10 protein-coding genes are annotated in these 12,711 nt (G+C 54.5%); 7 read left to right on the top strand and 3 right to left on the bottom strand.

Features of this window, described 5'->3' with window-relative positions:
• The first annotated feature begins 38 nt into the window (after positions 1–38).
• The 7 genes from ACR0AH_RS07150 (at position 39) to ACR0AH_RS07120 (ending at position 9,973) form a co-directional block, all read left to right on the top strand.
• Positions 39–1,271 (top strand): Tm-1-like ATP-binding domain-containing protein, encoded by a 1,233-nt coding sequence (locus ACR0AH_RS07150; protein WP_480591074.1) that lies wholly within the window; start codon positions 39–41, stop codon positions 1,269–1,271.
• A 331-nt stretch (positions 1,272–1,602) separates the two neighbouring features.
• Positions 1,603–1,971, top strand: coding sequence for a putative quinol monooxygenase (locus tag ACR0AH_RS07145; protein WP_480591073.1), 369 nt, complete (start codon positions 1,603–1,605; stop codon positions 1,969–1,971).
• A 208-nt stretch (positions 1,972–2,179) separates the two neighbouring features.
• A complete protein-coding gene (locus ACR0AH_RS07140) occupies positions 2,180–5,539 on the top strand; it encodes an adenylate/guanylate cyclase domain-containing protein (protein ID WP_170776287.1) in 3,360 nt (1,119 codons plus the stop codon).
• Between the two features lie 43 nt (positions 5,540–5,582).
• Entirely contained in the window at positions 5,583–6,524 is a 942-nt protein-coding gene (locus ACR0AH_RS07135; protein WP_170511785.1) for a hypothetical protein, read from the top strand.
• Positions 6,511–6,987, top strand: coding sequence for a hypothetical protein (locus ACR0AH_RS07130; RefSeq protein WP_170732660.1), 477 nt, complete (start codon positions 6,511–6,513; stop codon positions 6,985–6,987). The genes ACR0AH_RS07135 and ACR0AH_RS07130 overlap by 14 nt, the downstream gene beginning before the upstream one ends.
• Positions 6,984–8,888, top strand: coding sequence for a GMC family oxidoreductase (locus ACR0AH_RS07125; RefSeq protein ID WP_480591070.1), 1,905 nt, complete (start codon positions 6,984–6,986; stop codon positions 8,886–8,888). The genes ACR0AH_RS07130 and ACR0AH_RS07125 overlap by 4 nt, the downstream gene beginning before the upstream one ends.
• Entirely contained in the window at positions 8,885–9,973 is a 1,089-nt protein-coding gene (locus ACR0AH_RS07120) for a ferritin-like domain-containing protein (protein ID WP_480591068.1), read from the top strand. Before ACR0AH_RS07125 ends, ACR0AH_RS07120 begins: the two co-directional genes overlap by 4 nt.
• A 447-nt stretch (positions 9,974–10,420) precedes the next feature.
• On the opposite strand, the gene ACR0AH_RS07115 is transcribed toward ACR0AH_RS07120, so the two are convergent.
• The 3 genes from ACR0AH_RS07115 to ACR0AH_RS07105 all read right to left on the bottom strand — a co-directional run bounded on the left by ACR0AH_RS07115 (position 10,421) and on the right by ACR0AH_RS07105 (position 12,667).
• Positions 10,421–10,765, bottom strand: a complete 345-nt coding sequence (locus tag ACR0AH_RS07115) for a RidA family protein (RefSeq protein WP_170394035.1) — start codon at positions 10,763–10,765, stop codon at positions 10,421–10,423.
• Positions 10,766–10,881: 116 nt separating this feature from the next.
• A complete protein-coding gene (locus ACR0AH_RS07110) occupies positions 10,882–11,898 on the bottom strand; it encodes a D-cysteine desulfhydrase family protein (RefSeq protein WP_480591066.1) in 1,017 nt (338 codons plus the stop codon).
• Positions 11,899–11,914: 16 nt separating this feature from the next.
• Entirely contained in the window at positions 11,915–12,667 is a 753-nt protein-coding gene (locus ACR0AH_RS07105; RefSeq protein ID WP_480591064.1) for a TSUP family transporter, read from the bottom strand.
• Positions 12,668–12,711: the final 44 nt, after the last annotated feature.

Raw genomic sequence — 12,711 nt, 5'->3', positions numbered from 1 at the left:
TGTCTGGGGCCCATAGGTCGCATGAATAGGAGGAACCAATGACCACAAAGACAATCCTGCTGATTGGGACCTACGACACGAAAGAACCCGAGATGCGGTTCATCGAACAGGCGATCAAGGCGCAGGGCGCGGATGTGTTGACGATGGATGTCTCGGTATTGGGCGACCCTTTGGAGCCAACCGACATCTCCAAGCACGACGTCGCCCAAGCGGCTGGAATGACCATCGAAGATGTCATCGCACAAGGGGATGAGAACAAAGCCTTTCGCGTGATGTCAGATGGTGCCTCGAAGACCGTGGCCCAAGCCTATGCGGATGGCCGATTTGATGGGATGCTGGCTACTGGAGGGACCATGGGTACCGATCTGGCCCTGGATTGTGCGCAGGCCTTGCCAATGGGGGTGCCGAAATACATCGTGTCGACCGTCAGTTTTTCTCCGTTGATCCCGCCGCACCGACTGGCTCCGGACATTCAGATGATCCTGTGGGCCGGGGGGCTCTATGGTATGAATTCGATCTGCCAATCATCGCTTGCGCAAGCGGCCGGCGCTGTTGTTGGTGCCACAAAGGCTGCCACAATACCGGATCGCAGCAAACCGCTGATCGGGATGACCAGTCTTGGATCCTCGTGTTTGCGCTACATGAAAACGCTCAAACCAGCGCTGGAAGAGCGCGGGTTCGAGGTTGCCGTTTTTCATTCCACCGGAATGGGCGGCATGGCATTCGAAAAACTGGCGGGTGAAGGGGCGTTTGCCTGCGTCATGGACTTCTGCATGCAGGAATTCGGGAACCTGATGGCGGGTTCCGTGGTCTCCAGCGGTGAGGATCGCGTGACAAATGCCGGGCGTGTGGGCACACCACAGCTGGTTGCGCCAGGCGCGCTGGACCTTTTGGACTTTGCCGGATGGCAGGACATCCCTGACCAGTATGCCGACCGTCCATTTCATGAACACAACCGCCTGATAAAAAGCTCGGTCTTCAATGGCGATGAACGCCGTGCCTGGGTGCGGGAGCTTGCCAACCGATTGGAGGCCGCAACTGGCCCGGTTCACTTTTTTCTGCCCGTTCACGGGGTCGAAGCCTGGGACAAGGAGGGTGAAGAGGCGTATGATCCCAAAGCCCTGGCCGAGATGATGGATGAGGCCCGTAAAGTCATGCCCGGGCGCGTCCCTATGACCGAAATAGACGCACATATCAACGATGCCGCGTTTTGCGATTATGTATTGGCCCAGTTCGACGAATGGGTCGCAGAAGGCGTGGTCGCAACATAAATTCGGGATTTACGCCTGTCTTTATGATATACACGCAGGTCAAACACAGCCTCGGTGGCGGTGAGTTCGGGCGCATTCTTCCACGTGCGGCCGACTTGCAGCTGGATGCACAACCATCACCGCTTGGATACTTGTTGAAGACTATTTTTCGGCGGAACCGTGTCACCGGTTCAAGGTGGCCAAAGACCTGCGCAGTAAGTGAAGAATTGAACTCGACAAATGCCCAGGATTAGCGACCCGTTCCGCCGGTGACGTTGCCAATATTGAGCGGCAACCAAACCGTTGGACGCGCATTTAGACGATCGGTCCAACCCATGAAAGGAGCGAGGAAATGCTAACCACGATTGCGATTTGGTATCTGAACCCAGAAACCCGGTCCGAAGGTATTGCTGCTCTCCGGCGGCTTGCTAGGGACGTCAAGAAAAACGAACCTGATACCTGGGGTTACCTTGTGCACTCAGGTGGCGCGGACTCGGTCCCGCCATGCGATGACGATAAGATTGTGTTCGTGGAAATCTACAAAAACGAAAAGGCATTTAAAAAACACCTGAGCAAAGGATCGGACTTTTCGAAGTTCCTGAAAAAAAGTGGTCACCTTTTTCTTTCTGCCCCAGGGAGCAAGAGCCCATTCTTTGAGGTCATGAACGTGGATCGCATTCAGGGATTCGTACGCCCCGAAGCTGGGTCGAGCAACGGCTAAAGGTAGGTCGGGCGATCCCGGCCGCCCCAAGGAAACCCTGTAATTTTGTTGATCCACGGGGCTTTGCGCGGGGTAAAGTTGCAGCCTGGTTCATCCATCAGGAATTGTTAGGCGACGCATTGTTGATATTATGTTATAAGAAGCCGTGATTTCGTTCTATCGTTTCTAATTTTGACCTGATCTATCTAAACTTACGAAGGCGACCATTTTGGTAAGTCCTGACGTTAATTGCCCAAATTGTGGTTCGGCCAATCCTGCCGGATCGAAGTATTGCCAAAGCTGTGGAAACGCCCTGTCCCTTACGTGTACAGCGTGCGGAGCCCCAGCTTTGCAAAAGGCAAAGTTCTGCACGGCCTGCGGCGCGTCTTTGGTCGGATCAGCGTCGGTCAAAAACTCAGAGCCAGACAATTCACCGCCACTAACGCCTGCATCCGAAAATGTTGCGGAACGGCGGCAACTGACCGTCATGTTCTGCGATCTGGTTGGTTCTACCGCGTTGTCCGAAAAATTTGATCCCGAAGACTATCGTGAGCTTATCACCCAATATCGCGATCTGGTCGGTAGCACGGTTGCGAATTTTGGCGGTGAGATCGCAAACTATGCGGGTGATGGTGTTGTGGCTGTGTTTGGTTACCCCGTCGCGCAAGAGGCGAGTCACTATTCGGCCGCGCTGTGCGCGCTTGAAATTACTCAGATGGCAGAGGGTATTGAAGTCGGATTTTCCAGCCAGCCGGTTGCGACCAACGTTCGCATCGGAATGCATACCGGACCCGTTGTTGTTGGCACCGCCAACAGCTCGTCATTGGACGAAAAGATGTGGTTGTTCGGAGATACACCAAACGTGGCCGCGCGTATTCAGTCAGTTGCCGAAGTTGGGCAAGTCGTGATTTCCGAAGTAACACGACGCTTGATTGGTGAACGGCTCGACTTTGTGTCTTTGGGCGCGCCGCAATTGGCAGGGATTAGCGCTCCGCTAGAGCTGTTTGAGGCCCGGCAGAAGGTTTTGGGGTTCGAAACGGGGCGCAAAGACTTTTCACACGACAAAACACCAACCATCGGTCGAACGGCGGAAATTGCCTTGGTCCGATCTCGGTGGGAGGGTGCGCTGGAAGGTGAAGGGCAAGTGCTGTTGCTGACCGGTGACGCCGGTGTCGGAAAATCCAAGATCGCCTTTGGGCTAAGCGATGACCTGGCCGACGAAGATGCATCCCGATTCATTCTGTTCGGCTCACCACTTCATCAAAGCAGCGCATTTTATCCGATAAAAAATGCGCTTACGGCGTTGACCGGAATGACACCTGATGAGTCATCGGAACAGAGCCGGGCAAAAGTCATCGGGTTTTTGTCTGAACTCGGTCTTGATGATCCAGACTGCGCGACGCCCATTCTGCGCCTGGTGGCGCTGGAAGACACTTCGATTCCAGCTGAACCAATGGCACCTGAACGGGAAAAAGGTGCTCTGATCGAAGCATTGCTGCGGCTTTGTGCAAGCTTAGAGCAATCTTCACCGCTGATGTTGCTGCTGGATGATGTGCACTGGTTCGATGCTTCCACGCTTGAGTTTGTCGACGGATGGGTTGAGCAACTGTCAAGTAGACGCTGCCTGGTCTTGATGACCGCCCGCAGTGAATTCCAGTCACCCTGGCGAAACCAGTCACATGTCACCACCTTGGAGCTGAACCGTCTGGTCCGGCGCGATATCTTCAAACTGGTTGAAAGCATTTCGGGGATCCGGCCTTCGGATGAGGTTCTGACCCAGTTGGCAGACCGAACCGATGGCGTGCCGCTGTTTGTCGAAGAACTGACCAAAATGGCAATGGAATCCGGTCTGCTGGCAAGCCGGGGGCAAAGTAAGGCCGAGTTGTCCATGGCGATTCCGGAGTCTCTGCAGGATTCCTTGATGGCCAGGCTGGACCGATTATCCGCCAGCCGCGAAATCGTGCAGGTCGCTGCTGCAATCGGGCGCAACTTTGAAAGAAACCTGCTTAGCCACGTTTTGAAATGGAGCGACCAGGAAATCACCAGAGCGCTGGAGCAGCTACTTGAAACAGAGTTGATTGTTCCCGCCGGGCTGAGAGGCGTGGAAGACACATATCGGTTCCGTCACGCCTTGGTACAGGATGCGGCGTATCAATCCATGCTGCGTTCGACAGCGTCCAGATGGCACGGTCAAATCGCGGCGGTTCTTGAAGAGAACTACAAGGAAATTGTTAAACACGAGCCAGAGATTCTGGGCCATCACTATTGGCGGGCCGGTGATTATTTGGCGGCCGAGCTCAACCTTATGCGGGCCGCGCGCCAGGCATTGGATCATTCTGCAAATGTTGAGGCCATCACCCATCTGCAGCACGCCCTGGAATGTCTGCAGGAACTGCCTGCGTCGCAAGACCGCGACCGGCGCGAGATTGATCTGCAAATCACCATCGCGGTTCCTTTGGCGTTTGTACGAGGATACGCACACAATTCGGTCCTTTCCGCATATGCCCGGGCACAAACCTTGTGTCGTGAATACGGCGAAACAGAGCGGTTGTTCAAAGTCGTCTATGGCCAGTTCCGATCGACAATGCTGGGGGGCGAATATGCTGTATCGAAACAGAATGCGGATCGCCTGGTGTCGCTTTGTCAGGATCTGAAAAGCCCTCTTGCTATTGTATCCGCCGAGAGATCACTTGGCTCGCTGCAGACATATCTTGGCCAGCCGCAGGACGCCCTAACGCATTTGCAGGCAGGGATTGATGTCAATCTGTCGCTTGAGCACCGGTTCATGGGGCTGGATTTTGACGTCGTTGATCTATCCGTCGCGCTTCAGGGATATCGTGCGCTGTCTTGCTGGTTGTCAGGCGACACGAAAAGCGCTTTGGAAGCGATCGAAAAGGCCGTGCTTCACGCGGAAGAAACAGCGCATCCCTTCAGTCAATCCTTTGCAAATGCATTTCTGGGTTGGATCTCGCAGTTCCGCGGTGATGAAGACCTTGTACTGGAAAGCTCGGCCAATCTGATTGCGCTTTCAGAGGAGTACTCGTTTCAGTTCTGGCGTGGATGGGCGCGGATCATGAACGGATGGGCACGCCGGAACGAGTTGGGCGACGGCGCGCTGAAGGAAATCGAACTTGGTCTTCAGGAATGGCGGGATACCGGCTGCCGGCTGGGGTTGAGTTTCTTTCTGTATCTTTATGCAGACGCGGCCATCCTGCACGGACATCTCGAACTCGCAGAAGAGCTTTTGGACGAAGCCGAGCAGATCACGTTGGGTGGGGGGGAACAATTCTGGATTGTCGGTTTGACCCGGCTAAGAGGACGTCTGGCGCTTGCCCAAGGTCATGAAGAAGCGTGTATCGATCATTTCGAGCAGGCTGTCAGTTTGGCGCTGGACCGCGGGCATTTTGGTCCGCTGCTGCGTACGATCAAAGAGCTGGCAAAGCTTGATCCAACCCCCGATTGCCTGAACCGGATCAAAAAAGCGGTTGAAGAAGTCGCCGGGTTCGATGGTCCGGATTTGGCCGAGACACGCGCTATTCTGAGTAAACTTGGAACTGCAAAAACGGAGAGCTCATCACAGGACATTTAAAAAATACGAGATAGTCAAAGCCAGTCGGGAGGACATAGCCATTATGACTAAGAAGAAATCAAAAGGTGACCGCTGCCATCAGACGAATGTCACCGGTGTCATGCCAAAACTGCCCAAGCAGTTTGATACGTTTCCCTTCTATTATGCCTCTCTGCAATGCCAATGGATGTATTGGTATACCTCGGTCGAAGCCGCCAAACCCTTCGTCAAGGGTACAGGATTGTGCGTGGCGGAGTTCCCCGATGAAAATGGAAAGAACAAAGCTGTCATTCTATTGAATTTTCAACGCTACACCGCCCACTATGACAATTCCTTGGGCTTTGTGAACGAGGTTGAATTTAACCTTCTGGCTTACCCTTCGAACCGGGTGCCCGGCGTTCCGAAGATGTCCCTGACCGAGTATCTGCACGGCCGCGATCAGACCAAGACCATCGGGCATCTGCGAATACACGTAGCCGCAGACAATGCGGTTGCTGTCAAAGCTGGGCGTCAGGCCTTTGGTGAGCCCAAGTTTCTGGGGCAGTTCAATTACAAGGTGCCGTCGCTGAACGCCAAGATGAAAGGCCATCCGCCAATCTCTCCGAAATCCTGGTGGATTCAATTGGTCAACCCCGACGACCCGCAAACCATCGTCTACGATTTGACCGCCGATTTGGGAAAGCTCAGCGGCAATCAGTGGACGACAACAAATTGCACTCCGATCCCAGAATTCGCGACCGGTCTTGGCCGCACTGTTTGGACCCGCTGGACAATCTCGGGCCTCTTCGAAACTGCAATGCTGGACAACAAGGACGGCAAGCGCATCGCCAAGACATTCAAACTGAAACTCGGCAACAACGATTTCCCGATGACACGGGACATGCATCGGTTGTTCACCGACTTCACCCCTGTCGCCGTACAGGTTTTTGAAAGCCCCCCCGCCTGCTTCGAGCCGCGCGGGTTCTACGTGGATGCCATTGATGGAGACCGCCATGTCACAGCATGACAACAGTCCCGCCCATCAGGCCTTCCTGACGGTCAGCGCGGCATTGACGGGTTATAATAGTGCCGAGTTGCAAGGGACCGGGTGCACCGGGGAATACTGGCATCAATTCCGACAGGTTCTACCAGAAGAGATTTTGAACCGGTTTCTGTCTCACGCTCAATCCCTCGGGCAAGGGGACGATGATCAGATTATCCGCCAAACTTATCTGTCGGACAGGTGCCTTGGCCCGATTGCGCGTTCGCTGATTCAGCTTTGGTACACGGGTCAGTGGGTTCCGCTTTCGCAAGAATGGCGCGAAAGCTACGGCGCTTCTCGCTTTGATGTGGTCAAGATCATCTCGACACGCTCGTACAAGGAGGGATTGGTCTGGGACGCCATCGGTGCCCATCCCATGGGGGCAAAGCAGCAGGGTTTTGGTGCTTGGGCGCTTGAACCTCCCCGGAAACGGGAGGCGGGCCAATGAACGCGATTACAGACGACGACAGAACCTATGATGTGGTCATTGTAGGGGCAGGATTTTCTGGTGCCATTCTGGCGAAAGAGCTTGTGTCAGCAGGGCATACAGTTCTGATCCTCGAGGCCGGTGCAGATCACGGTAAAACGTGGGAGACCTACCGATCCTATCTGGATCAGTACTACCTCTCGTTGGCGAAAACACCGAACTCACCCTATCCGGATCTGCCGACTTTGCCGTCACCTTCGGTGCTGGACATTACGGCGGTTCGCGGCACCGAACCGGACACGAACGGGTACTTTGTTCAACGTGGCCCGTTGCCCTTCGGCAGCAACTATCTGCGTGCCTATGGCGGAACCTCCTTGCATTGGCTGGGCACCAGCCTTCGGATGATGCCCGCAGATTTCGAAATGCAGAGCAGGTTCGGCCAAGGGGTCGATTGGCCATTTGGCTACAAGGATATTCGATCCGACTATGAAAGAGCCGAGTGGGAAATCGGCGTCTCTGCGGACGCCGAGGAACAGACACCCAGAGCATTGGGAATAAAGACCTCAGGCAAGCATGATAACCGGGGGTACTTTGCTAAAGGATATGACTTCCCCATGCACTCGATACCCTCGTCTTATATCGACGGGTTCTTTGCCCGGGCAGACGGCATGCCCATTGAAATTGGCGAAGACCCTAAAGACATGGTCAAACTGAAAGTCTCACGCACGCCGCAAGGCCGCAACTCAACCCCGCGTAAGCCAACGAATGCCAATGGCATACCCGTGGGCCGCAAGATGCGGCATCAGTTTCGCCCGCGAGGATCGACCGGTCCATTTGCTTATATGGGCCAACGATGCGAGGGCAACTCAAGCTGCATCCCGATCTGCCCAATCCAGGCAAAATACAATGCGATGAAGACGCTGGAAGATGCCAAGCACATTCGCAAACATCACATGAAGACCATCACGCAAGCCGTGGCGTCCAAGGTCGAGCTTGCCGAAAGCGGTCGGGTTTCGGGTATCGTCTACAAGAAATACCCGTTCCCCGGTGTCGCGCAATACGAATTGCGCCGGGCCAAAGGCAAACAATACGTCCTTGCCGGTGGTGCGGTGGAAAACGTGACACTCGCGCTGGCTTCCGAGATTTGTCGGACCAGCGGCGAATTGGGCCGCAACCTGATGGATCATCCCTACATGATGACTTGGGGTTCCGCGCCCGAGCCGGTTGGTCCGTTTCGTGGGCCGGGATCGACGTCAAGCTACGCCAATTTCCGGGACGGGACCTTTCGTGACAGAACTGCCGCGCATAGGCTCGAGATCGGAAACTGGGGCTGGAACTTTGCCACCGGGGCCCCAAACACGGATGTGGCGCGCTTTGTTGAACAGGAGAACCTCTTTGGCAAAGCGCTTCGTGACAAATTATATCACGATGTTCAAAGACAGGTTCGCATCGGCACGATGGTCGAACAACTGCCCCGCGCGACCAACCGAGTCACGATTGATCCCGCCTATCGCACACCGATGGGTGAATATCGCCCTGTGATCAGCTATGATCTGGATGACTATTCGCGGGCCGGTTTGGCAACTGCCTATGACACTTGCACCCAGATTTTTCAGCGCCTGGGTATTCGAAACCACACGGCCTACAACCCATCTGACGCCGGATATTTCACCTATGACGGCCGGGGATACACGTTCTTTGGCGCAGGTCATCTTGTCGGAACCCATCGGATCGGAACGCACCCGCGCAATTCGGTGACTAATGACGTAATGCGAACCTGGGATCACGACAATTTGTGGATGGTAGGCGCCGGATCGATGCCAACAATCGCAACATCGAACCCGACACTCACGATGTCGGCAATGGCTTACCGAGCCTCCAGAGCAATATTGGATGCTGTTCGGAAAGGGGGTGCAAAATGACCTCGAAAGACAAACTGAAGAAAGAGCGCGCGACACTGTGTAAACTGTTTCAGGACGCGCTTATTCTTGAACTCACTACCATTCCTCCCTATGCGACCGCGTGTTATTCGATCCTCGAACAAGGCCAGTATGACCGGTCTGAGCCAACAATCGTAAACGCCGAACCCATCGAAGTGATCCGGCAGGTTATGGTCGAAGAAATGCTCCACATGGTTCTTGCGGCGAATGTCATGAATTCGATAGGCGGAACTCCGGAGCTGAACAATCCTAAGCTGCTACCCAAATACCCCCAGCCACTGCTAAACGGGCGCGGTCCAACTGTTTATCTGCGCAGGTTTACGCCAGACCAAATCAAGAGCTTTCGTGCGGTTGAAACGGCACCAAAAGATGAAAGAGCTGCGAAAAGCGGTGATTATCATACGATCGGAGGTTTTTACATCTACATCCGGGAAAGGTTGCGCAAAGCGTGTGATACTTATGGGGATGCCGCGATTTTCACCGGTAATGAGGCACGACAAATCACCGACGCCGACTATTTCGGTGCTGGAGGTGAGGTGATCGAGGTGATTGGTACCCCGTCGCAGCGCCGTAAGGCCGCGCTGAAGGCGATAAAGAAAATCATGGATGAAGGGGAAGGCGCAGACCTTGGTCACAGAGCTGGCGACAATGACATTATCCCTGGCCCTGATCACGGCGAGGATGTTGCGCACTATTTCAAATTCAACGAAATCCTGCACAGCCGGTATTATAAACCAGATGACAGCATAGACGGCCCGCCCACCGGTGGCGACCTCATCGTCGATTGGAGCGCGGTATCCCCGATGCGGGATGATCCGTCCGAAAAGGACTTCAAAAACGCGCCAGAGATCGCAGAAATATCTGCTGAATTTAACGCGGCCTGGTCCGGCCTGCTTGATGGTCTGCACATCGCGTTCAACACGGACAAGACTGCGCTAAGGTCATTGGTCCCAGCAATGTATGACATCAAGTCTCTGGCGCAAAAATTGATGCGTATTCCTTTGCCTGATGGATCAGGGGAAACTGCCGGACCAACCTGGACGTATCTTGCAAAGACAAAGAGTTGATCGCTCGTTTCGTTGCAAGTCGATGCCATACGCGCCGCAGCTATTTGGTCAAATTCGGAAAGCAATAATTTGCTGTATTAGCAGCAGCATAGCGCAGTCCTGAATTGGCCAAAATGATCTGAGATAACACTCGTATAGCGCTATTTATCCTGTGTTGTTTCTTGACTCACCCAGAATGCGTAAGGATTTGAATCCACGACAGTCACTTTGGGCAATCGATAAGAACCCAACGGGCGCTCATTACATGTCAGTTGGTGGTAAAACTGCGAAACTAACGCATCGCCGTCATCTCCCGTCAGCAATCGCTTTCAGAGACGCAAATGTGGGCACGCGAACGCAGAAGCGAAGACCTAGGGTGTTTTCTAGACCGTGAATAGCTCAATCTCCGAGGGACTGGACTTGCAAAGGTCCAGAAAACCTACCCTATTAACCGCAATCAGCCGCCGCTCAGTCGTAAGCTGCCGTCACGATCATTTCGACCTTCAATACATCACGGGCGAGCTTGGATTCTCCGCAGGCGCGGGCGGGCGCGTGGCCTTCGGGCACCCAAGCGTCCCAAACGGCATTCATCTCGGCAAAGTCTGCCATATCCGCCAACCAGATTTCGCATTTTAGGATGCGGGTCTTGTCGCTGCCTGCCTTTTGCAAAAGATCCTCAACCTTGGCCAGAATGTCCTGCGTCTGATCTGCCACGGTCGGCGCGTCCGAAGTCTGACCGCACAGGTAGGCAACGCCGTTGTGTTTGACGATCCGGCTCATGCGCTGACCGGTTTCGATGCGGGTGATTGTCATAACTTGTACTTTCTCATTGTTGAATTTAGCAGTGATTTGAGCTGCCCACGGCACAAGCGTTGAAATGCCAATGGGAGCCATAGATCAGAAGCCGGCATTCCGAGGCCGAGTTTCCTTCAAGTCAGATTGTCCGCCAGTTCATTTTGATATCCAAAAAGGGCCGGCAGCCCGCCGGTGTGCAGCAGAATGACCTTCTGACCCGGTTTAATCTTCTGGCTTTCAACCAGATGCATCAAACCGGCGAATGTCTTGGCGGAATAAACCGGGTCGAGGAAAACCCCTTCGGTCCGTGCCATTTTTTCCAGTGCGGCAAGCGTTCTTGCGTTCACTTTGCCGTAACCTGGCGGCAATGCATCGTCATAGACATCGATCCGCGCCTGCAATAGAGCGGCATCAACATCCAGCAAGTTTGCAAGTTTCTGTAGAACGATCATCATGCGGGCGTGTTGCTTCTCGCGATCTCTGCGCACGCATATTCCAAATACCGGGGCCGTGCTGCCTTCCAGTGCTAGACCGGTTAGCAAACCGCCATGCGTAGCACCACTGCCTGACGGCACAACCACCGCATCGAAATTTGGCATCTGGGCGCACAATTCCTGTCCGCCAACGACATAGCCCAACGCCCCCAGAGGTGGATGATTCAAGCCCAGATGAATGACGTATGGCGTGCGGCCTTGGGCCTTCAATTCGTCAGCACGCGCGTGCAATGCCGCATCGGCCCCAGCTTCGTCTTCGCCCTCGGGATAGCTCATATGCTCGGCACCCAGAATCTGTGCCAAAAATACGTTCCCGGACCTGTAATACTCTTCGTTCATATCTGGGACACGCTCTTCTAATTGAAGCACGGATTGCATGCCCAGCTTAGCGGCCGCCGCAGCTGCAGATCGGACAAAATTGGACTGAACAGCACCGGTGATTAGAATGGTATCGGCACCTTGTTGCTGAGCATCGCCGAGGTAGAATTCGAGCTGCCGTGTTTTATTGCCGCCAAACACAAGCTCCGTCAGATCATCGCGCTTGAGCCAGAGATCGATCCCCAATTCCGCCGACAACCTGTCTAACCGTTCCAGAGGTGTCGGGCCCGACATAAGCCGGGCGCGAGGAAATCTCTCCAGATTGTCGTTTCGTTGCATCGTGTACCTCCCGGGATTATGCAATCATATAGGCGCGCAGGAACAGGACACAGCAAGCGATGAAAGAAACCACGCGGATCGCGGCTATGACGACCGATTGCGGCAAGTAAGGGCCCCCTGCCCGTCCAAGCAGGCTGCCTACCAGCGTGATTATGACAAAGCCGAGCAGTTGCGGCCCGTATGTGATGGCCTGCGTTTCGGACAGGCTGTGCAACAGGAATGCAATGCCATAAGCCACCAGCGCGATGGGTTGCACCAGCTTGGCCACCTCTTTGGCTGAACGGCCCTTTGCGATCAAACCAAACACCATAAGTGGGCCCGGTGTTGCCGCCCAGACGGTTGCAAGCCCGGACAGTCCTGTAATGGCTGAAAACCCAAAACGCCCGATTGTGCCGCGCAAGGGAAGCAGGGTGGTGATCAAGCCGATCAACAACAAGCAGGCCGTCAAGGCCAGAACAAACGTCTCGTTCAACAACGGATAAACAGTAAGACCGGCAGCTACACCGACACAACATGCGATGATCGCATTAAGAATGAGTGGCTTGTTGTTCTTCAGTACATGACGGTCCGTCGCGACTACTGACACAAGGGTATTCAGCAACAGCAATATGGGAACCGCCGTCGAGGTGCCGAGCAGGATCATCATCGGGGGACCCGCGATGATACTGAAACCGATGCCCACGCCAACCTGCAGCATTGCCCCGAGGCAAATGGCGGCCATCAAAATAGACAGATCAATGGTCACATAGCACTCCTGCAGCTTTGGCATTGTTGCAAGACCTCAGATATCCTGAGGTTACGGCCATGGTCCAT

The sequence above is a fragment of the Ruegeria sp. AM5 genome (genome assembly GCF_056540645.1).
Note: the sequence above shows the minus strand (reverse complement) of the source record. Positions and strands in the feature narration are given on the sequence as shown.

Bases quoted from the DNA above. Each gene is read 5' to 3' on its own strand.
- ACR0AH_RS07150 (WP_480591074.1), top strand. From the start codon at position 39: ATGACCACAAAGACAATCCTGCTGATTGGGACCTACGACACGAAAGAA.
- ACR0AH_RS07145 (WP_480591073.1), top strand. From the start codon at position 1,603: ATGCTAACCACGATTGCGATTTGGTATCTGAACCCAGAAACCCGGTCC.
- ACR0AH_RS07135 (WP_170511785.1), top strand. From the start codon at position 5,583: ATGACTAAGAAGAAATCAAAAGGTGACCGCTGCCATCAGACGAATGTC.
- ACR0AH_RS07130 (WP_170732660.1), top strand. From the start codon at position 6,511: ATGTCACAGCATGACAACAGTCCCGCCCATCAGGCCTTCCTGACGGTC.
- ACR0AH_RS07125 (WP_480591070.1), top strand. From the start codon at position 6,984: ATGAACGCGATTACAGACGACGACAGAACCTATGATGTGGTCATTGTA.
- ACR0AH_RS07120 (WP_480591068.1), top strand. From the start codon at position 8,885: ATGACCTCGAAAGACAAACTGAAGAAAGAGCGCGCGACACTGTGTAAA.
- ACR0AH_RS07115 (WP_170394035.1), bottom strand. From the start codon at position 10,765: ATGACAATCACCCGCATCGAAACCGGTCAGCGCATGAGCCGGATCGTC.
- ACR0AH_RS07110 (WP_480591066.1), bottom strand. From the start codon at position 11,898: ATGCAACGAAACGACAATCTGGAGAGATTTCCTCGCGCCCGGCTTATG.
- ACR0AH_RS07105 (WP_480591064.1), bottom strand. From the start codon at position 12,667: ATGCCAAAGCTGCAGGAGTGCTATGTGACCATTGATCTGTCTATTTTG.